Genomic DNA, 18,995 nt, shown 5'->3' on the forward strand with positions numbered 1-18,995 from the left:
TGCACTACAACCCTGCTTATATGTCACCTTTTCTAACGCGTTGATCCATAAAAATGTCAATCCATACTATTTTTCCTGCAGGTAGTAGTAGATCAGGCACAAATGGCAGACAAACTGCTCGCGCGGATCATTCAGATCAAAGCCCGTAATGTCGCGGATACGCTCCAGTCTGTATTTGACCGAATTGCGGTGGATATAGAGGCTGTTTGCCGTCTCAATCAGGCTCCCCCGACATTCCAGGTAATGATAAAAGGTCAGCAGCATATTGCTGTCATGCTCCTGGTCATACTGCCGCAGCTTGCCCAGCTTGCGCTCGAACAAGGCGGCAAAGCCCTCCCCGCTCAGTCCCTCCAGCAGATGGTACACCTCGATCTCTTCATAACGGGTCACTCCGCCTGTCCCCTGACCCAGGCGTTTGGCGACGGACAGCGCTTTGCGGGCTTCATTGTAGCTGGTCTGAATATCCCAGAGGTATTCCGAAGTCCCTACTCCCGTCCGGAAGCCGCCCAGTCCTTCTGCTTTGTCCGACAGCCAGCCTTCCAGTGTTACCCCCCAGGACGTCGCCTTGTCACCGGCAATGCCGATTTTGCGGCCTTCCGGCGTCGGCAGAAACAGCACCGCCCGGTTCGAACGGAATTCCGCATGGGGGGTAACGCCGCGTTTGCGCGCTTCCTGCTCCAGCAGCCGGTTCACCGTCTCTTCATTCGGCGCAGTTTCCCCTTCAATCACAGCTACCTCCCATTTGTGCTCGGGGTTCATCCCCAGCTGGCGCGCCCGCCGCTCCACTTCATGCCGGGACGGCAAAGGGGGCGTCAGCAGCTCATCAATGAAGTTGCCGCGCAGCTTGAACTCCGTATCCTCGGCTACTTTTTTCCGCATCAGCTCCAGGGCGAACACCAGCCGGGCCTGCTCAATCCCGACCTCCTCCATATCATCCAGCTGTTCTTTATCCACCAGCAGCCTCGCTACTGTCCGCCGGTCGACATGAATGTTCCAGCTCAGCGGCTGCACCGCCTGCGTCCAGTCGAACTGGGACGGCGAAGAAACGATGATGTTCCGCTCCGGATCAACCAGAGCGACGGGCGCTTTTAAGAAATCAGCCACATTGTCACTGACGGCCTGTATCCCGCTGTTTTCGAGCACCATCGTGGTCAGGGTCCGGTAGACTTCCTCCGCACGGCGCAGAAGCATGGCTTGGCGGCCCAGCAGCAGCTCCATAACTGGCTGTGTGATATCCGTATAGGGAATTTCGGGCGGAATCTCCACAATCGGCAGTCCGCAGTCATTGCTCGCCTCAATCGCCCCCTGCGGAATTTCCTTCAGGAACCGCGCCGGCTTAATTGCCAGCGCCGCTGCGCCTAATTGGTCCAAGGTGTAGATCAGCTCGGTCAGCAGTGAAGGATCATGGCGGATAGAATACGCTGTGGTCAGCAGCATCACGCCTTCGCTGATCCAGCCCTTCAGATCAGGAACCTCCATAACATCTACAAATCTCACCACCCGGTCCAGCCCCTGCACGCCGCTGATCACGGTCGCTTTGGACAGAATCGGAAGCTGCATCAGCTCTCTTAAGGTTATGCCCCGAGTATTCATTGATCCTCTCCCCCTTCTGCTGTCTTTAGCATTTCATGAATTTTCCTGAAGTATGCCAAACCTCAACTTCCGAATATTTTATCAGAATTTGTCGAATTACCACAACCAGAATCGGCTTTGCCCTTCCCCATCATTGTAGTTACATGGGAAAAGGAGAGATCCCGTGGAGGCCATTAGGAATTGGGACAACGGTACCCGTTTCAGCGAGAAATAGAAGGATAAAATGTAGAGTGTGAAGCATTTAGATTCTATCAAAAAAAAGCAGATACCCTCCTTAGACTAAGAAGGTATCTGCTTTTGCACATCATATCAAGACATTCCAGATTCCGGCTATTGCCGCCGGAGCAGCTCCGGCAGTATTGCCGCAGATGCAGCCATCGCGCCGAGCGACAGGATCGGGTCCAGCGCGCGGACACCGAGCTTCTCCTCCAGCTCTGCCGCCAGGCCGATGGTGGCGAAGCCGGTGCAGGCCAGGACAATGGCCTCCGCTCCGCGCTCCTTGAGCCGCGCTGCGGCAGTGAGTGCACCGGCCCGTCCGCCGGGCGTGTTCAGATCCAGCGTCGCCCGGACTCCGTCCGGACGGTCCATGCCCACGTAAGCCTCTCCGAGTATGCTACGGATCAAGGGTGGAACCTCTGTGAGGATGGTCAGCACCCCCACCCGTGTGGAATACGCCATCGCTGCATGAGCAGCACAGGAGCCGGCACCCAGCACGGGCACCCGGACCGCGGCTCTGGCCTCCTCCAGCGCGGGATCTGCCGCGCAGCTGATCCCGATAGCGGTGCAGCCGCTGCGCTCCAGCTCGCGGGCAAGGGCAATAATTTTGGGGACGGATCGTGCTTCCGTCTCCTCATCGAATACCCCCTGAGGCTGATCCTGAATGCAGCGGCTCATGACGGGCAGTCCGAAGCGGCGCTCAATCAGCGCTCCGTGCAAATGAACCGCAGCTTCCTCTTCCAGTGTAATGACGCGTATGATTCCCAGCATCCTTATCCCTCCTGTCCGGCAGCCGTACCTTGTTTGCCGCTATTTCAATCCTACAGCAGTTCTCCGCCACGCATAATCAGCTTGTCATCCAGGTAGACATCCGGCTTCATCACAACAGCATCGATGTGCACCCCTGCGGCCACCACTCCGCCGAAGGTATTGTTGCTGCCAAAAGCCACATGAATCGTCCCGTATACCTTCTCATCCTCCAGCACAACGCCGGTAATCCGCGCTTTATTGTTTGTGCCGATCCCGAATTCCCCGAGCAGCCGGCCATCACCTGCACCCAGCATCTCCAGCAGCCGGTCTCCGCCTTCACCTTCAGCTGCAGTCAGGCGGCCCTGCTCCACTGTAAGCACCATCGGACTGCGCAGCGCACCGATTCCGGCAACAGAGCCGTCTACCCTGATGCTCCCAGAAGCAGTGCCTTCCAGCGGTGCAATATAGCCTTCACCCGAAGGCAGATTGCCGGATTCCCCGGGATTCAGATAAAGACCGGTACTAAGGATGCCTTCCCGTCCCTCAGTGGAGAAAGATAAGCTTAATCCATCCTTCTCAATACGGACATTGCGGCTGCCGGACAAAAGTGCGGCTACCTGCTCGGTCAAGATTTTGACCTGCCCATAGTCCGCCGTAATCGCCCCTTGACTGAACATATCATCGGTCATCCCCGGCATTGTAGCTACCCGGGTACCAGCGGCTGCCGCCTTTTTGCGTGCTGCCGTATGGGTCATCGAATGAGTCGTAATGCATACCGCTACATCCGATTTGGCCATCGCTTCGGCAATAGCGGCCGGCGGTTCTTCACCGGACCGGGTCCGCTCTTTCATAATCATCAGCACTGTCTCGGCACCAAGACGTTTGCCTGCTTCGTAGACCGATTCTGCAAGCTCCCGCTTGTCGTCATCCGCTACTACAACCAGCTGTTCATGGCTGCCAAGCCCCAGACAGTCCTTCAGGACATTCATACTGATTGTGATCCGTTGTTCACTCATGTTAACTTCCTCCTGATTACACCATTTCGGCGATCAGCTTCCCCATCAGCGCATTGGACAGCACGACAGGGAGCCCGGCTGATGCCGCCCACTGTCTATGCTGCTCCAGATAGCCCATACAGTCAAGCACAATCATATCCGCCCGATCCTTCAGCTTCTCCGCTGCTGCACGAAAATCGGCTTCACTTCCGGTATACGGGGAGACGGCGGCAAAGGGCAAAGCGCTGCCTGATGCGGCAAACTTCTCGTTCAGGTTCTGCTCCTGCTCGGGCAAGGGACCGATCAGGCCCAGGCGGCGCTTGCCGGTCAAAGCCTGCACTACCGGAGGAATAATCCGGTCCGGCTCGATCAAATGCGCCCGGACTGTGCGCAGACCGGGGAACTCCCCGGTACAAAGCAGCAGAATCGTCTTAATTCCTGACGCTTCCATGGCATCAATTTTCCCTTGGAGAACGGACTTTATCCGTTCTCTGGAGACAACGGCGGCCGAGCCGTCGGCCATTCGGGAGGTCAGGACATATTCTCCCTCGCCCGGAGCGTAGTTCTCCCGCACCTGTGCCGGAGTGAAACCGTCCAGCACCCCGGACTGGACCAGTTCCGCACGTCCCTCCAGATATTTTTCCAGAATGGGTGCCACATCGGTCCTTGGGGCTTGCCCAATCGTAATCAGCCCTATTTGCTTCAACCTGGTTCCCTCCTCACGCCTCTCCGGCCCATCATGGCTCAGAATGGATGCGCACCACATCAGGCAGTTGGGACTGCCGGTTTGCCGGAAGTCTGCAGTACTTTCATTGAGCCGTACAGCTCTGTAATGCGCTTGAATTCGGCAGGATTATAGAACGAGCACAGGCCTTGGGTGAATTCCTTCGCCGTCTCAATGGCAAAACGGACCGCCGACGCGATGTCGACCTCATGGCTCGCACCGGTTCCGCATCCCGGAACCATGGACTGGGCGGTAACCGCCAGACCGACCACCGGAGCATCCGTAGCCACGGCGGGCTGAAGAATCGAATTAATATGGTAGAGGTCATTGCCGTATGGCGTGATGTCCTGGGTCGTCACCGGAAATGTCACCGGAAGCCGGCCGGTCGTCATTTCCAGAAGACGCAGCAGGTCTTCGCTCACCCGCAGGATGTAGCCTTCCTTGACGGTAGGCGAAATCGCAATTCCCTTATGATTGATCACGCGGTTGCCTTTGGTGGTGTCAATGGACAGAACCGCTTCCATCTCCGGGAGTACCTCATGCTCATTCATCTGCAGAATATCGACCGGAGAGTCCATGAAATCCACCGGCTCATGCGGCAGTGTCGGCGCATCCGGGCAGATATGGGTCGTGACCAGCACATCGCCCTTCAGAACATCTCCTTTGGACTGCATATCGGCCAGCTTCAGCGCTGAAGCTACGGCTGCCACCGCTCCGTCCGCATCCGAGACAATCCCGATCCGTCCGGGGCGCGCCCCGATCCCGCCCAGTCTGCCCACAATGCCAAACGTTGGCGCCTTGCCGCCTGCTCCCTTGCCGTCACTGCCCGGGATTGTCATTTTCACGAATTCTGTGCTGCCTTTATCGCCTTCCACCTTCTTCACTTCTACCTGAACCGCAGGATACGCAGCGAACAACTGCCTGATCTGCTCCCCATTTACATAAGCGCTGTCCATCGTGTTCAAAACCGTTATCGTCTGATGAAGTGCCATTTATAATTCCTCCCCGGATGTGCTTTCTCTCAATCTGTTAGAGTTATACTATCTTAAATTCCAAACGCTCCACAATGTACCGCCCTGCCAAAACTGCGCTGCTTTTCTTGTCCTTTGCAGATAAACCTTACGCGAGGCGTACGCTCTGCACCGGACAGCATGTGATTAGGAACAAACCGGGAGCATACGGGAAAACACAAGGAATAAACCATTCTAAAAGAAGTCGGCATATCCGCTCAGCAGGCATCATGTTATCGTGAATATGAAGCAAACGGACAACTCCTTTAATTCACTGAAATGACAATCTATTGCACTCTCTGCTGCAAATCATACAACCACGCCAACTTTGTCAGACAAGGAAGCGGAAGATTATCAGGAGGACAACATCATGACGCAGGAACAACTTCACACCACCATTCAATCTGAGGCTGAAGCAGCAGGCTTTTCGGGAACCGTACTTGTAAAAAGCGGTACCCAGGCTGCAGCCTCCGGCGCATATGGCTACGCCGACAAAGCAAACACAAGACCCAACCGTCCGGACACAAGGTATGGCAATGCTTCCGGCTCCAAGCTGTTCACAGCGATTGCCGTCTGCCAGTTGGTAGAGCAGGGCAGGCTTGCACTGGACAGCAAAGTCATGAATATTCTGGAGCAGTCAGAGTTTCCCCAGTTCAGCACTGACATCACTGTTCATCACCTGCTGACCCATAGCTCGGGCATTCCCGATTATTTTGATGAAGAGACGATGGATGATTTCGCCTCGCTGTGGGCAACACGGCCGATGTACCAGGTTCGGGAGCTTAAGGACTTCCTGCCGATGTTTCAAAAGCTGCCGATGAAATTCACGCCAGGGACCAGATTCCATTACAATAACGCGGGGTACATTCTGCTCGGGCTGCTTGTGGAGAAGCTAGGCGGGATGGCATTCACGGATGTTGTGGAACAGTATGTCTTTAAGGCTAGCGGGATGGCAGACTCGGGGTATTTTACACTGGATGCACTCCCTGCCAATACGGCCCATGGATACATAGTGAAAGAAGACGGAACCTGGACCACCAACATCTACTCTATTCCGGTAAAAGGAGGCGCCGACGGCGGCGCGTTCGTTACTGCTCCGGATATGCTGCTGCTGTGGGAAGGGCTGCTCCAGCATAAGCTGCTGGGACCGGAGCTGACTGCCCTGCTGCTTACCCCTCACATTCATGAGGACAAAGAAGAATATTACGGCTACGGGGTGTGGATTACAAAACGCGGCGGCGGGGTCTACAAATACCATGTGATGGGCTACGACCCCGGCGTATCCTTCCACTCTGCTTACTATCCGGCCAGCGGCATTGCCACTGCCGTTCTCTGCAACCACAGCCGGGGCGCATACCGGATGATGCGGGCGATTGAGGATTGCTTGGACTCATATACGGATATATAACACGGGCAGAATTCGAACACCGGTTTTACATTTAATTATAAAAGATGGGTTGTTTTTCATTTTAAAGCATCATAAGATGGGTTCAGGCATCGATGTACTCTAAATGAAAGAGAAGATAATATGAACGTAAACATTGAAGAAATACCATCCTGTAAAATTGTATATATGAGACAGACGGGTCCTTATGGAATGGCCAACTTACAGTTAATGGATAAATTTAAAGGCTGGGTAGAATCTGATTCAGTTACTAGTAGTCTGTCTGTTATCCTCGGGATTGCCCAAGACAATCCGGCATGGGTGAAACCGGAAAATTGCCGCTACGATGCATGTCTGGTAGTTCCAGAAGATTACTGTGTACATTCTGATGAAGTCAGCGTGGGTAATATTAGCGGAGGAAGCTACGCTGTATTTATGATCCCTCATACCGCAGAAGCTGTGCAAAAGGCTTGGGATGAAATATTCATGGAGGTTAAGCGCGGAGGGCTCAGTCTGGATGAGACAAGACCCATCCTGGAGCGGTACACCGTTGAACTTGTGAATCATCATTATTGCGAAATTTGCGTGCCTGTTCAATAAGAACCAAAGATACATGGCAGTTCAAGAACAAAGCAGCTGCGCCGTCCTTCACTGGACCTTCATGAATCCGGCGGCAATGCCAAGTGAAAAAAAGATCACTAATTCGCCACAGCACACTGCTCTCCGCAGTCTAAGTTGGAAAAAGGATCACTAACTCAGCTCATTCCGCTCCTGAAGAAGTATTATTGCCCAATTAAGTTTACTTTTTCCACTTAAATCTCTCATTTGGTGATTTTGGAGGGGAAATAAGTTCCCTTTTTCCAACTAGCGGTTGTTCATCTGCTTCTTCGCCAGCGAGAGGTGGCAAGAGGCAATTGAATCCGGCTGGATACGACCCTGCTGGGTGAATTCGCTGAATTCGCGTCTACTTAGCCCAAATTTCATGCATATGATATACACAGGCGAAAGAAATCATCATTTCCTAATCAATAAAAACAGCGGCAGTTCAGGACTTTTTCCCGTCCATGGCTGCCGCTGTTGCTTATTTTCGGGTCCGTCAATGACGGATCCCTTATGCTGCTTTACAAACCAAGTCTTATTAATACCGCGTTACCCCATCCTTGGTTACCAGCGCGAACACCAGCGGCTGCGGCGGCACCGGCTCGGCGGAAATCAGGTAGGCTTCCAGCACCTTGGCCTCCGCCTCCTGCACCTTGTCCGCTCCAGCGTCGTTCACATGCAGCACTGCTATCGTTTCACCTGCGACTACGGCGGCGCCGACTTTCTTGGACAACTGAATGCCTACAGCCAGATCGATGGCCGATTCCTTTGTTTCGCGTCCAGCCCCCAGCAGCATGGCCGCGATGCCGATTTTTTCGGCCTGGATGCTTTCCACGTACCCGGCAGTTACCGCCTTCACTTCAATGAAGGCCCGCGCAGTCGGCAGCGTACCGGGAGACTCCACCTGAGAGACATCTCCCCCCTGTGCCTCAACGATCTGCTTGAACTTAGCCAGCGCGCTGCCGTCCTCGATGTGGGACTTCAGAATCGCGCGTGCCTCCGTTTCGTCCTTTGCTTTGCCGCCGAGGACGAGCATCTGGCTGCCCAGAATCAGGCAGACTTCCTCCAGGTCAGCCGGCCCTTGTCCCTTCAAGGTTTCGATGCCTTCCTTGATTTCCAGGGCATTGCCGATGCCGTATCCAAGCGGCTGGTCCATGTCGCTGATGACGGCCACCGTGTTGCGGCCAAGATGCGTGCCGATATCGACCATGGCCTGCGCCAGCGCAATGGAATCGTCCAGCGTCTTCATGAACGCGCCGCTGCCGGTTTTGACATCGAGCACAATGGCGTCCGCACCAGCAGCGATTTTTTTGCTCATGACGGAGCTTGCGATCAGCGGAATCGATTCCACTGTAGCCGTCACATCGCGCAGCGCGTACAGCTTTTTGTCCGCAGGTGTAATGTTGCCCGATTGTCCGATCACCGCTGCCCCGATTTCGCCGACCTGGGTGAAGAAGCGTTCCCGGTCCATCTCAATGGAGAAGCCGCTGATGGATTCCAGCTTGTCGAGTGTGCCTCCGGTATGCCCCAGTCCGCGGCCGGACATTTTGGCGACCGGGACGCCGGCGGAGGCAACAAGCGGTGCAAGCACAACTGTCGTTTTATCGCCCACACCACCGGTAGAGTGTTTATCCACCTTAATGCCCGCAATCGGGCTAAGGTCAACCTGATCGCCGGACATTGCCATTTCCAGCGTCAGGTCGCCGGTTTCGCGTGCGTTCATCCCCTGGAAGTAGACTGCCATCGCCCAAGCGGAGATCTGATAATCCGGAATTTCGCCCTTGCTGTAGCCCTGGATCAGGTAGGCAATTTCTTCACGGCTTAATTCTCCGCCGTCTCTCTTTTTCTGAATCAGGTCAACTGCCCGCATTACGCCTCTACCTCACGCACAAATGCACGCACCAGGCCGATAAATTTCGGCTTCGTGAGGTTGGCTACCTTCACCACCTGCTCATGCGTCAGCGGCTCCAGCTCATCTCCAATCGCCATATCGGTAATGCAGGTAATGCCGAGCACACGCAATCTGCTGTGGCTGGCCACAATGACTTCCGGCACGGTGGACATCCCAACAGCATCTCCGCCGAGGTAGGCGAGCATTTTCAGCTCAGCCGGTGTTTCGTAGGTTGGGCCGCTGATTCCGGCATAGACGCCTTCCTGCAGCACCAGCGTTTCGCCGTTCACTCCTTTTACTTCACCTGCCAGCTTCTTGGCCAGAGCAATATATTCAGGGTCATACGCACGGGACATGTCCGGGAACCGCACACCCAGCTCCGGATCATTGGGTCCGATCAGCGGGTTGTCGCCGGTCATGTTGAGATGGTCGGTAATCAGCATCAGGTCACCGGCCTTGAACGAACGGTTCATGCCGCCGCCCGCATTGGTAATCACCAGCGTACCGATGCCGAGCTTGGCCATTACATATACAGGCAATACAACCTTGCGCATAGCGTAGCCTTCATAGTAGTGGAAACGGCCCTGCATAATCATAACGTCCTTGCCTTCCAGCTTCCCGATCACGAACCGCCCGGCATGGCCTTCCACCGTCGAACGCGGAAAGTGGGGAATCTCCTCATAGGGCAAGTAAACCGCATCTTCAATCTGATCGCCCAGATCGCCAAGTCCCGAACCCAGAATCAGCCCGATTTTTGGAGCGTAGGCTCCCAGTTTGGCTTGAATATACTCAGCAGCTTCTTTAACCTGCATGCCATAAGGGCTACTAGCGTGTTGTTGTGTCATCAGTAACATCCTCCCGGATTCAATTGTGTATGGTTAAAAGTTAGTTCAGCCGAATGCTCTGGCCTACATCTTCGGGATCAACGCCAGCACCAGCTTCAAAAAGTGCTCACGCACACGATCCGCCGTCTCCATAACCTCTGCATGGTTCAGCGGCTGATCCAGAATCCCGGCAGCCATGTTGGTGATGCAGGAGATCCCCAGCACTTCAATACCGGCATGACGGGCAACAATCGTCTCCGAAACCGTAGACATCCCCACCGCGTCCGCTCCCTGGCGGCGCAGCATTACGATCTCAGCCGGTGTTTCATAGCAAGGGCCAAGCAGACCGGCATAGACACCTTCCTTGAACTCAAAACCCTGCGCTGCCGCAGCTTCCTTGGCTACCGCAATCAGACGGGGGCTGTAGGCGGTAGACATGTCAGGGAACCGCACGCCCAGCGCATTGTCATTAGGTCCGGTCAGCGGATTGCGTCCGGTGAGGTTCAGATGATCGGTAATCAGCATCAGATCGCCGGGTGTGAAGTCCGTATTCACGCCGCCGGCGGCATTGGTGACCAGCAGGCTGGCTACGCCCAGCTCCTTCATCACGCGAACCGGAAAAGCCGTTGTCTCCGGTCCATAGCCTTCATACATGTGGAAGCGGCCTTTCATCATCACCACACGGCGCCCCTCGATCATGCCGATCAGCAGTTCCCCCTCATGCCCTTCTACCGTGGACACAGGGAAATGCGGGATTTCGTGATAAGGAATGACCACCTCATCCGTGATCAGATCCGCCAGGACACCAAGGCCCGAACCGAGAATCAGGCCGATCTCCGGGGCGACGGGACATTTATCTTTGATATAGATGGCTGCTTCCTGAATGTTGCTCTGGGTTACTGCGTTCATGGTTATATTGCCTCCTAAAGAGTTTGTCAGGGACTTCATTACTTCAATTCCGCCAAAAAGCTTGTCCCGTACTGCGGTGCCTTCGCCCCGAAGTTATCGGCAATCGTCGCGGCCACATCGGAAAAGGTCTGGCGGATGCCCAGGCTGTCCGGATGCTTGAATCTTGGACTGTAGACCAGCAGCGGTACATATTCACGCGTATGATCCGTTCCGCTGTGGATCGGGTCGTTCCCATGGTCTGCCGAGATAATCAGAAGATCATCTTCCGTCAGCGTGGAGAGCAGCTCTGGCAGCGCCTGATCAAACACCTCCAGCGCGTGTCCATAACCCTCGGGGTCGCGGCGGTGGCCGTACAGGGAGTCGAAGTCTACCAGATTGGTGAACAAAAAGCCGTCAAACGGCTTGCGCAGCTCCGCAATCGTAATTTCGATACCATGCTCATTGCTTTTGGTCGGGTAGGTTGCCGTAACCCCTTCCCCCGTAAAAATATCGTTAATCTTGCCGACGGCAATCACGTCCTTGCCGATATCCTTCAGCGCGTTCATGATCGTTGGCTCCGGCGGCTTCACGGCGTAGTCATGACGGTTCGGCGTACGTACGAATTTCCCCGGTTCGCCGATATAAGGGCGGGCAATCACGCGGCCTACCGAAAATTCGGGAGCCATCGTCAGCTCGCGGGCGATTTTGCAGGCGCGGTACAGCTCTTCCAGCGGGATAATATCTTCATGCGCAGCAAGCTGGAACACGCTGTCTGCGGAAGTATAGACAATCCAGGCTCCGGTCTTCATCTGCTCCTCACCATATTCCACCAGAATCTCGGTGCCGGAGGCCGGCTTGTTGCCAATCACCTTGCGGCCGGTAGCCGCTTCAAATTTCCCGATCAGTTCAGTCGGGAAGCCGTCCGGGTAGGTATTGAAGGGAATCTCAATTTTGAGTCCCATCAGCTCCCAGTGGCCGGTCATCGTATCCTTGCCGACAGAGACCTCCTGCATTTTACCGTAATATCCGGTTGGGGCAGCGACTGGCTCAAGCGGCGGCAGCGGTGCGATATTCGCAAGGCCGAGCTGCTGCAGATTAGGAAGCTTAAGACCCGGCACCCGCTCTAATATATGACCCAGGGTATGGGCCCCTTTATCTCCAAACCCCTCAGCATCCGGCGCTTCGCCGATACCTACACTGTCCAGTACAATAAATCCGATTCGTTTAAATGAGGACATTGCCGTCTTCACTCCTTTGATAGTATGCAAGTCTTTGGGGCACAGATCAAACAAGAGAGCTCCACCAAGTGGAGCCTTAGGTTTCAGTATGATTCCATCATAGCGATCTTACTCACAAAAAGCATCTTTTGCACCTGCTAAGCATGTATAGGGTTAGCGGTATGTTTTTCTATCCGGCCACTGAAACCGGCTATCTTGCCCGCGGATGATGGTTCTCATAGACTTCCTTCATATTCTTGCGGGCAATTCCGCTATAAATCTGGGTAGTCGAAATGTCGGAATGTCCAAGCATCTGCTGCACGGAACGCAGATCTGCTCCGCCCTCCAGCAAGTGCGCCGCAAACGAATGTCTTAAAGTATGCGGTGTAATATCCTGCTCAATCTGGGCTTCCCGGGCGTATTTCTTAATAATCTTCCAGAACCCCTGGCGGGTCAGCCTTCCGCCCAGACTGTTCAGGAATAAGGCCGATTCCTTCTGATTGCCGCGCAGCAGCTTCTCCCGCATGCCAGCGGCATACTGGGCTACACTTTCAGCCGCCATCGCGCCAATGGGAACGATCCGCTCCTTGCCGGAAGCTCCGGTGCAGCGGACATACTTCATTTCCGTGTGCACATCCTCCACGTTCAGCGAGATCAGCTCGGAGACACGGATGCCCGTAGCATAGAGCAGCTCCAGCATCGCCTTATCGCGTCTGCCCTGGGGAGTGTCGTCGCCCGGTGCATTCAGCAGCCGCTCCATCTCTTCCACACTCAGCACCATAGGCGGCTTGCTGCTTGGTTTGATTTTGTCCATATCCAGCGTCGGGTCCTGCCCGATCAAGCGTTCCCTCAGCAAATAATGAAAAAAAGCCCGGAGTGACACCGTATTGCGGTTCACCGTTGCGGCTGCGCGCCCTGCTCCGCGCTGTGCCGCGAGATAGAGCATAATATGTGATCTTTTGATGTCTTCCGGAGAGGACAACCCCCGCTCATCGGCAAAATCCATAAACTGCGAGATATCCCGCCCGTAGGACTCAAGTGTGCTTGGCGATAAGCCTTTGTCCTCGGACAAATACTGCATAAACGGCTGCAAATGTGACCTCATCAATCCACGCTCCTGTCTTACTCAGGCTGCTCGGCATTCTGCTGCATATTAATGTGGGGGCCTAGGCCGTACTTATGTAAAAGCAGGCCATGCCGGGTCCCGTCTTAGCATTTTCGACAGACTCACAGCCATTTCCTGCTTGCGGCACATTCCTCACTCTCCGTACCAGTAATAAAACCGCAGCCTCTCCCCAGAACTCAGCCCTTCGGGGGAATGCGGAACCTCCTGGAATGCCCGGATTGCCGTGCCTTCGGGGATTTCACTCTGTTCATAAGGATTGATCCAGCTGCCGATCCAGCTCATCGCATAATAAGCAAGACAGCTCAAGGTCACCAGCATTGTCATAAAATACAGCCGGCGCATGGTTTTGGGCACAGAGACGATCATGGGAATTCCTCCTAAAAAAAGTGGGAATCAATAACGGCATTAGGCTGCTCCGTACTCTTAGACAAGCAACTGCAAAAAAACGCAGCCGTCCGCTCCGCTGACTCGTCCTACACTGTATGCGCCGGGGGCTCCCTTTATGTATAAAGCCTCTGTAAATCATTTAAAAAGCCCCCTCCGGCAAATCGTACCGGGGAGAGCTTATGCGGTAATCCTCATCTACACAAGATGAACTTCAGAATGAAGAAGTGAAGTATGTAGCATTCTTAAGTTCACGCTCTATATAAGCTTATTCGGAAGCATTGCTGTCTGTGTTGTTCTTGTCCTTGCAGCGGTAGCAGATTCCGTGAAAATCAAGTCTATGATCAAGTACCGTAAAATTATATTCCTTCTCAAGCCGTTCTTCCAGCGGTCCAAGCCAATCCTCGCGGATCTCATCCATCGTGCCGCATTGCACGCAGATCAAATGATGATGATGATGTTTCGCTGTATCTGTCCGCAGATCGTAACGGGCCACGCCGTCTCCGAAATTGATCTTCTCCACAACATGAAGCTCGCTGAGCAGCTCCAAGGTACGATAAACAGTAGCAAGACCGATCTCCGGAGCTTTCTCCTTCACCAGCATGAAGACGTCTTCTGCGCTCAAATGATCTTCCTCATTCTCCAGCAGTACTCTTAAAGTGGCTTCCCGTTGGGGTGTGAGCTTATATCCTTGGGATTGTAGCTGTTGCTTAATCTTATCTATCCGGGCTTCCATTGTCTGCCTCCCCCTTGGAAAATTACCGCACCGGGCTTCAAATCACTTCTTCCATTATAGGGTGAGTGCCTTTGAGAAGTCAAACGCTTTTAGAACAGGGCTTACACGGATAGAAATTGGGCAAACCGCTTATCCTTTTGGAACCAGCATGGGTGTAACCCAGCGCATCATCGTTGGTGAAACCCAGGCCTCGAAGCCGGAAATCCCCAGTACAAGCACTGCCAGCCCAAATGATAACATCGTATACATAACAAAAGGGCGGGTAACCGGAGAACGCCGCTGGCCCAGTACCCGGCTGCGGATCATCAGCAGGGAAAAGGCTATCGCTGCAGCGCTGCCTACCAGGAGTACAGGAATCAGCACGAGATTATGCGGGGCAACTGAGACCAGCGCGAACAGCATGCCATGCCAGGAATATTCGCTGACCATACAGCCGACGGTAAAGCCGATTAGCACGCCTTTGAGAAAATCAAGGATCAGAATGCCCGGCAGGCCGATCACAGACAGTCCCAAAATCCAAATCAGGCCAATCCATTTCAGATTCAACGCAGCAATTTCCCAGTAGGAATCCGGCGCTGCAGGCAGACCCTGCTGATCCACGGTGACGAAGAAATTCCCCAGGTAATCGCTAAGCTCCTGCTGCTGATCCAGCGTCAGCGCACTTACGATCAAGGCCCCGAAAACGACCCCAACCAAAAATAATACCGCGACAAAAATATAAAGAGGCGTCTGTTCCTTCATCATCAGCCGCAAACTGCGCATCGGGACGTTCTCCTTTCCGGTCATATGTTACACCATATGAGGAAACCTCCCGCTCTATGACTTGTCCTTGCTGGCCTGAACCACAGTCCAGGTTAATGCAGGAGTGCAACGGCGGTTCTGCCGATGCTTCGTGGCCGCCAGTGCAGGCTAACCGTCTGCCGGCCGAAATCAGAGGTGTTTTTACCTCTTATTTCCTCCTATAACCCACTTCACGCCAAATCAGAGGTATTTTTACCTCTCATTCCCTCCTATAGCCCACTTCATGCCAAATGAGAGGTACTTTTACCTCTCATTTCCTCCTATAGCCCACTTCATGCCAAATGAGAGGTACTTTTACCTCTCATTTCCTCCTACAGCTCGCTTCCCGCCAGTTGAGAGGTACTTTTACCTCTCATTCCCACTTACAGCCCACCTGCTCATAAGACAGCTCCGTCCTACCCTTTTACTACCTTGCCATAAGTCCCGCCACCACCGGACGACAGCTCCAGCGTGCCGGAGCGGGCTTTTACGATTTGAGCAGCCAGCTCCGCTCCGGCAACAGCAGCCAGCTCCGCCTCACCGGCAGCGTGCAGGATTCTCATCTCCGTACCAAAAGCCGCCAGCAGCGCCTCCAGCTTACGCTTGCCTAGCCCCGGAATAAATTCCAGCGGCACCTGGTAGTGGTACGGTGGCCGGTGTGCCGGAATCAAAGGCTGCTCGCGGTCGGCGATGGCCAGAATCCGGTCGAATACACCCTGGACCAGCTTCTGGCTGCCGCAATACGGGCAGCGCTCCGATGTAGCATACGCTTCATCGGCTATGCTGCCGCAGCCCGCACAATAGGTGCGGTGATATTTGCCCAGCCGGGGATTCAGCCCGAAGTTGCCGCTGACCCTGCGTCCTTCCTGCCTCGCGAGGGCGAGCTTCAGCTCATGGAACGAAGGTTGTGCCATTTCGAGCACATTATACTCACGGCCGATCTTGCCAAGCGAATGAGCATCGGAGTTCGTCAAGAAGGTAAAGGGATCAAGCTCTGAGATATACCCGGCCATTTCCGAATCGGAGCTCAGTCCAAGTTCAACCGCAGCAATCCGCGCCAGATCAAACAAATCGGCCATCCGCTCGGCTGCACAGCCGTACAGTCCTTTGTGTGGCGTAAAAATATGTGCCGGAATCAGAATCCCGCCCCGGCCGCAGATCTCATCCTGCAGCTCCCGGGCCGGAACATACAGCCGCTGGGAGCTCAGATTAATATTCCGCATATGCTTGCCCATCCAGCTGCTGAAATCCTCCATGGCCGCAAGGTCCGGCAGGAAGGCCAGGACATGGCACTCTTTTCGTCCTGGCTCGCGGATTTCAATCTCTGTCCCCAGCACAATAGTCGTTCCCTGGTAGGCAATTCCGCCACCCTCCGCTTCGCTCATCTCGCCGGAGGCGAGCAGGGCGCGGATATCCGCCAGCACTCCCGGGGCGTGGCTGTCGATGATGCCGATCAGCTCCATCCCTTTGCGCTGCGCGGCCTCTTTGGCGATTCCGGCGAAGGTGAGGCTGCTGCTGCCGCTGATTTTGACAGTTTGTCCTGCCGATGTCCGCCCGATATGCACATGCAGATCACAATAATAACTCCGCAGCTTAGCCCCTAGTGCCATTGGCCTGTAAGCGTATATAGGTGCCAGGCGTAGACCGCCATCATTGTTTTGGCGTCGGCAATGCGCCCATCCGCAATATATTGATACGCTTCCTCCAGGGTAAGCTCGGAAACCTCCAGGAACTCATCCTCATCCAGCGCCATATCCCCAGACTGGGCATTATCTGTCACATATAAGTGAATGATTTCATCGGCAAAGCCGGGAGAGGTGTAGAATGACTTCAGCAGCTTCAGCTCCCCGCTGTGAAAACCGGTCTCTTCCTGAAGCTCGCGCCCGGCCGCAGCCAGCGGGTCTTCGCCCGGGTCCAGCTTGCCAGCGGGAATCTCCACTTCCGTGCGGTGCATCGGCTGGCGGTACTGCTCAACAACCAGCATTTTGCCCTGGTTCAGCGCTAATACGGCCACAGCCCCCGGATGCTTCACGACCTCGCGTGTTGCCGTATTGCCGTCAGGCAGCTTGACCGTATCCACCTGCAGCGAAATAATTTTGCCCTCAAAAATGTGCTGTGTGGACAAGGTTTCTTCATCCAGTGCGGGGTTGCGGTTAATTTCATCTTTTTTCATAGGTTTATGGTCTCCTTTAGCTTCGGTATGCATAGGGTGTATTATAGCAAACTTAAGAGGAAAGAAGGAATGCAGGCATGAATAACATCCTTGTCCATACAGGCTCATCCGCCGTCACAATGGTAGGCAAACCGGAAGAAATAAGGGCCGTCATCGCCGGGTGGATCAAGCAATATGGACGTGATATGCCTCTGGCCTACATCCTGATGCTGCACTCCGAATCGCGGAACAGTGCCACTAAAGCCGGATAGTCTACCGCTTGGCACCCGCCTTGATATTCTTCAAGCCGCGTAAACATAAGGAGCTGTTCCCGGGAATCTACCGGAGACAGCTCCTTCATACATTTTACAGCAGCAGCATAGGCCGCCTACAGGGTTAGCCTTTTACACTTTCTTTTACAATCGCTACAACGAGTTCGGCTACCTTGACGATATCCCCGGCCTTGATCCGTTCTTTGGTAGTATGAATATTCTCATAGCCGACCGCCAGATTTACCGTTGGCACCTTCAACCCGTTGAACACGTTGGCATCACTGCCGCCGCCGGACGGAAATAGCCGCGGGGTCAGCCCCAGAGAGGTAATCGCTCGTTCCGCCAGCTGCACCACGGGATCATGCTCGTTAAAACTGAACGCCGGATAGATGATCTCACTGCGGAATTCACTCTCTGCGCCGTAGTCACGGGCCGTAGTCTCCAGCGCTTCACGCATGGAAGCGATCTGCAGCTCCACCTTCTCCTGCACAATGCTCCGTGCTTCCGCATCCAGCTGCACATGGTCACAGACCACATTCGTCGGGCCGCCGCCGGCAAATTTGCCGATATTGGCTGTCGTTTCATTGTCGATGCGTCCAAGCTTCATCGCCGAAATCGCCTTGCTGGCGACTTGAATAGCGCTGATTCCATCCTCGGGATTGACACCCGCATGAGCGGATTTACCAAAAATCTGCATCGTCACCTTCGCCTGAGTCGGCGCAGCTACAGCAATGGCGCCTACCTCGCCGTTGGAATCCAACGCAAAACCAAACTCGGCATCCAGATGGGACGGGTCCATGTTCCGGGCACCCAGCAGCCCCGACTCTTCTCCTGCGGTAATGACAAACTGAATTTGTCCGTGCGCCAGCTTCTGCTCCTGAATTACACGGATGGCTTCGAACAGGGCTGCGAGTCCCGCCTTGTCATCCGAGCCGAGAATCGTGCTGCCGTCACTGGTAATCCAGCCGTCTTCACCAAGGGAAGGCTGAATATTTTTGCCGGGAACAACGGTATCCATATGGCAAGTGAAGAGCAGCTTAGGCGCAGCCGTTCCTCCTTCGGCAGGCCAGGTCACAAACAGATTGCCCGCCCCATGTCCCGTGCGTTCCTTGGAATCATCTTCAATGGCGGTAAGGCCCAGGGCGCTGAATTTTGCGATTAGCACGTCGGCAATCTGCCGTTCGTTCCCTGTTTCGCTATCTACACGGACAAGCTCCATGAATTCCTGAATCAAGCGTTCTTGTGAGATCATCGGACTTCCCTCTCTTTCACGGATACGTTACAATGGTAGTATTGTGCTAAACATTCTATATGCCTTTAACTTAAACTAATTTCAAAGGAGTCACTCATGCAACGTCAAAAATGGTTCCGCATCGTTATTTATGTTATGCTGCTCGCCATGATCGCCTCTACCGTGCTCTTCGTCCTGGAGCCCTTCCTGGCCGGTTAATTG

At 54.4% G+C, this 18,995-nt stretch carries 20 protein-coding genes; 4 read left to right on the top strand and 16 right to left on the bottom strand.

The features are described from left to right. Nucleotides 1-66 precede the first annotated feature (66 nt). The 5 genes from PGRAT_RS20505 to PGRAT_RS20525 all read right to left on the bottom strand — a co-directional run bounded on the left by PGRAT_RS20505 (nt 67) and on the right by PGRAT_RS20525 (nt 5,270). A complete protein-coding gene (locus tag PGRAT_RS20505) occupies nt 67-1,593 on the bottom strand; it encodes a PucR family transcriptional regulator (RefSeq protein WP_025703803.1) in 1,527 nt (508 codons plus the stop codon). Nucleotides 1,594-1,923: 330 nt separating this feature from the next. Continuing rightward, nucleotides 1,924-2,580, bottom strand: a complete 657-nt coding sequence (locus PGRAT_RS20510) for an aspartate/glutamate racemase family protein (protein WP_025703802.1) — start codon at nt 2,578-2,580, stop codon at nt 1,924-1,926. Between the two features lie 50 nt (nt 2,581-2,630). Then, complete coding sequence (locus PGRAT_RS20515) at nt 2,631-3,575, bottom strand: aminopeptidase (RefSeq protein WP_025703801.1); 945 nt, start codon at nt 3,573-3,575, stop codon at nt 2,631-2,633. Between the two features lie 16 nt (nt 3,576-3,591). Next, nucleotides 3,592-4,260 carry an AroM family protein gene (locus tag PGRAT_RS20520; protein WP_025703800.1) on the bottom strand — a complete coding sequence of 223 codons (669 nt, stop codon included), beginning with the start codon at nt 4,258-4,260 and terminating at the stop codon, nt 3,592-3,594. Between the two features lie 59 nt (nt 4,261-4,319). Next, nucleotides 4,320-5,270: a DUF1177 domain-containing protein gene (locus PGRAT_RS20525; protein WP_025703799.1), complete on the bottom strand. Its 951-nt coding sequence runs from the start codon at nt 5,268-5,270 to the stop codon at nt 4,320-4,322. Nucleotides 5,271-5,658: 388 nt separating this feature from the next. On the opposite strand from PGRAT_RS20525, the gene PGRAT_RS20530 reads away from it, so the two are divergent. Together PGRAT_RS20530 and PGRAT_RS20535 are read left to right on the top strand one after the other, a co-directional pair. Beyond that, entirely contained in the window at nt 5,659-6,696 is a 1,038-nt protein-coding gene (locus tag PGRAT_RS20530; RefSeq protein ID WP_025703798.1) for a serine hydrolase domain-containing protein, read from the top strand. A gap of 120 nt (nt 6,697-6,816) precedes the next feature. Beyond that, on the top strand, nt 6,817-7,272 hold the full coding sequence (locus PGRAT_RS20535) for an AraC family transcriptional regulator (protein WP_025703797.1): 456 nt from the start codon (nt 6,817-6,819) through the stop codon (nt 7,270-7,272). Between the two features lie 538 nt (nt 7,273-7,810). Here PGRAT_RS20535 and PGRAT_RS20540 read toward each other — a convergent pair. The 10 genes from PGRAT_RS20540 to PGRAT_RS20585 all read right to left on the bottom strand — a co-directional run bounded on the left by PGRAT_RS20540 (nt 7,811) and on the right by PGRAT_RS20585 (nt 17,291). Then, nucleotides 7,811-9,142, bottom strand: coding sequence for a pyrimidine-nucleoside phosphorylase (locus PGRAT_RS20540; RefSeq protein WP_025703796.1), 1,332 nt, complete (start codon nt 9,140-9,142; stop codon nt 7,811-7,813). Next, nucleotides 9,142-10,008, bottom strand: a complete 867-nt coding sequence (locus PGRAT_RS20545; RefSeq protein WP_025703795.1) for a purine-nucleoside phosphorylase — start codon at nt 10,006-10,008, stop codon at nt 9,142-9,144. Before PGRAT_RS20545 ends, PGRAT_RS20540 begins: the two co-directional genes overlap by 1 nt. A gap of 63 nt (nt 10,009-10,071) precedes the next feature. Beyond that, nucleotides 10,072-10,896 (bottom strand): purine-nucleoside phosphorylase, encoded by an 825-nt coding sequence (locus PGRAT_RS20550; protein ID WP_025703794.1) that lies wholly within the window; start codon nt 10,894-10,896, stop codon nt 10,072-10,074. A 38-nt stretch (nt 10,897-10,934) separates the two neighbouring features. Next, on the bottom strand, nt 10,935-12,113 hold the full coding sequence (deoB, locus tag PGRAT_RS20555) for a phosphopentomutase (protein ID WP_042267130.1): 1,179 nt from the start codon (nt 12,111-12,113) through the stop codon (nt 10,935-10,937). Nucleotides 12,114-12,303: 190 nt separating this feature from the next. After that, on the bottom strand, nt 12,304-13,197 hold the full coding sequence (gene xerD / locus PGRAT_RS20560; protein WP_025708482.1) for a site-specific tyrosine recombinase XerD: 894 nt from the start codon (nt 13,195-13,197) through the stop codon (nt 12,304-12,306). Between the two features lie 153 nt (nt 13,198-13,350). Next, a complete protein-coding gene (locus tag PGRAT_RS20565) occupies nt 13,351-13,584 on the bottom strand; it encodes a DUF4227 family protein (RefSeq protein WP_025708481.1) in 234 nt (77 codons plus the stop codon). Nucleotides 13,585-13,870: 286 nt separating this feature from the next. Beyond that, nucleotides 13,871-14,338, bottom strand: coding sequence for a ferric iron uptake transcriptional regulator (gene fur / locus PGRAT_RS20570; protein ID WP_025708480.1), 468 nt, complete (start codon nt 14,336-14,338; stop codon nt 13,871-13,873). A gap of 129 nt (nt 14,339-14,467) precedes the next feature. Next, nucleotides 14,468-15,100 (bottom strand): stage II sporulation protein M, encoded by a 633-nt coding sequence (gene spoIIM, locus PGRAT_RS20575; protein WP_025708479.1) that lies wholly within the window; start codon nt 15,098-15,100, stop codon nt 14,468-14,470. Between the two features lie 434 nt (nt 15,101-15,534). After that, entirely contained in the window at nt 15,535-16,728 is a 1,194-nt protein-coding gene (locus tag PGRAT_RS20580; RefSeq protein ID WP_025708478.1) for an endonuclease Q family protein, read from the bottom strand. Then, nucleotides 16,719-17,291 (bottom strand): NUDIX domain-containing protein, encoded by a 573-nt coding sequence (locus PGRAT_RS20585; protein ID WP_025708477.1) that lies wholly within the window; start codon nt 17,289-17,291, stop codon nt 16,719-16,721. Before PGRAT_RS20585 ends, PGRAT_RS20580 begins: the two co-directional genes overlap by 10 nt. 77 nt (nt 17,292-17,368) lie before the next feature. Here PGRAT_RS20585 and PGRAT_RS33365 point away from each other — a divergent pair, with 77 nt between their 5' ends. Continuing rightward, on the top strand, nt 17,369-17,542 hold the full coding sequence (locus PGRAT_RS33365) for a hypothetical protein (RefSeq protein WP_155990536.1): 174 nt from the start codon (nt 17,369-17,371) through the stop codon (nt 17,540-17,542). 124 nt (nt 17,543-17,666) lie between these two features. Here the strand turns inward: PGRAT_RS33365 and PGRAT_RS20590 are convergent, their stop codons facing one another. Continuing rightward, the gene (locus PGRAT_RS20590; RefSeq protein ID WP_025708476.1) at nt 17,667-18,794 is read right to left on the bottom strand and encodes a M20/M25/M40 family metallo-hydrolase; all 1,128 of its coding nucleotides are present in this window, start codon (nt 18,792-18,794) and stop codon (nt 17,667-17,669) included. A 96-nt stretch (nt 18,795-18,890) separates the two neighbouring features. On the opposite strand from PGRAT_RS20590, the gene prli42 reads away from it, so the two are divergent. After that, nucleotides 18,891-18,992, top strand: a complete 102-nt coding sequence (prli42, locus tag PGRAT_RS33370) for a stressosome-associated protein Prli42 (RefSeq protein ID WP_020429640.1) — start codon at nt 18,891-18,893, stop codon at nt 18,990-18,992. The last annotated feature ends 3 nt before the right edge of the window (nt 18,993-18,995 follow it).

The organism is Paenibacillus graminis (assembly GCF_000758705.1).
Taxonomy (GTDB): domain Bacteria; phylum Bacillota; class Bacilli; order Paenibacillales; family Paenibacillaceae; genus Paenibacillus_AQ; species Paenibacillus_AQ graminis.

Excerpts from the sequence above, each read along its gene's own strand:
- PGRAT_RS20505 (WP_025703803.1), bottom strand. The coding sequence starts at position 1,593 with ATGAATACTCGGGGCATAACCTTAAGAGAGCTGATGCAGCTTCCGATT.
- PGRAT_RS20510 (WP_025703802.1), bottom strand. The coding sequence starts at position 2,580 with ATGCTGGGAATCATACGCGTCATTACACTGGAAGAGGAAGCTGCGGTT.
- PGRAT_RS20515 (WP_025703801.1), bottom strand. The coding sequence starts at position 3,575 with ATGAGTGAACAACGGATCACAATCAGTATGAATGTCCTGAAGGACTGT.
- PGRAT_RS20525 (WP_025703799.1), bottom strand. The coding sequence starts at position 5,270 with ATGGCACTTCATCAGACGATAACGGTTTTGAACACGATGGACAGCGCT.
- PGRAT_RS20530 (WP_025703798.1), top strand. The coding sequence starts at position 5,659 with ATGACGCAGGAACAACTTCACACCACCATTCAATCTGAGGCTGAAGCA.
- PGRAT_RS20535 (WP_025703797.1), top strand. The coding sequence starts at position 6,817 with ATGAACGTAAACATTGAAGAAATACCATCCTGTAAAATTGTATATATG.
- PGRAT_RS20540 (WP_025703796.1), bottom strand. The coding sequence starts at position 9,142 with ATGCGGGCAGTTGACCTGATTCAGAAAAAGAGAGACGGCGGAGAATTA.
- PGRAT_RS20545 (WP_025703795.1), bottom strand. The coding sequence starts at position 10,008 with ATGACACAACAACACGCTAGTAGCCCTTATGGCATGCAGGTTAAAGAA.
- PGRAT_RS20550 (WP_025703794.1), bottom strand. The coding sequence starts at position 10,896 with ATGAACGCAGTAACCCAGAGCAACATTCAGGAAGCAGCCATCTATATC.
- deoB (WP_042267130.1), bottom strand. The coding sequence starts at position 12,113 with ATGTCCTCATTTAAACGAATCGGATTTATTGTACTGGACAGTGTAGGT.
- xerD (WP_025708482.1), bottom strand. The coding sequence starts at position 13,197 with ATGAGGTCACATTTGCAGCCGTTTATGCAGTATTTGTCCGAGGACAAA.
- PGRAT_RS20565 (WP_025708481.1), bottom strand. The coding sequence starts at position 13,584 with ATGATCGTCTCTGTGCCCAAAACCATGCGCCGGCTGTATTTTATGACA.
- fur (WP_025708480.1), bottom strand. The coding sequence starts at position 14,338 with ATGGAAGCCCGGATAGATAAGATTAAGCAACAGCTACAATCCCAAGGA.
- spoIIM (WP_025708479.1), bottom strand. The coding sequence starts at position 15,100 with ATGCGCAGTTTGCGGCTGATGATGAAGGAACAGACGCCTCTTTATATT.
- PGRAT_RS20580 (WP_025708478.1), bottom strand. The coding sequence starts at position 16,728 with ATGGCACTAGGGGCTAAGCTGCGGAGTTATTATTGTGATCTGCATGTG.
- PGRAT_RS20585 (WP_025708477.1), bottom strand. The coding sequence starts at position 17,291 with ATGAAAAAAGATGAAATTAACCGCAACCCCGCACTGGATGAAGAAACC.
- PGRAT_RS33365 (WP_155990536.1), top strand. The coding sequence starts at position 17,369 with ATGAATAACATCCTTGTCCATACAGGCTCATCCGCCGTCACAATGGTA.
- PGRAT_RS20590 (WP_025708476.1), bottom strand. The coding sequence starts at position 18,794 with ATGATCTCACAAGAACGCTTGATTCAGGAATTCATGGAGCTTGTCCGT.
- prli42 (WP_020429640.1), top strand. The coding sequence starts at position 18,891 with ATGCAACGTCAAAAATGGTTCCGCATCGTTATTTATGTTATGCTGCTC.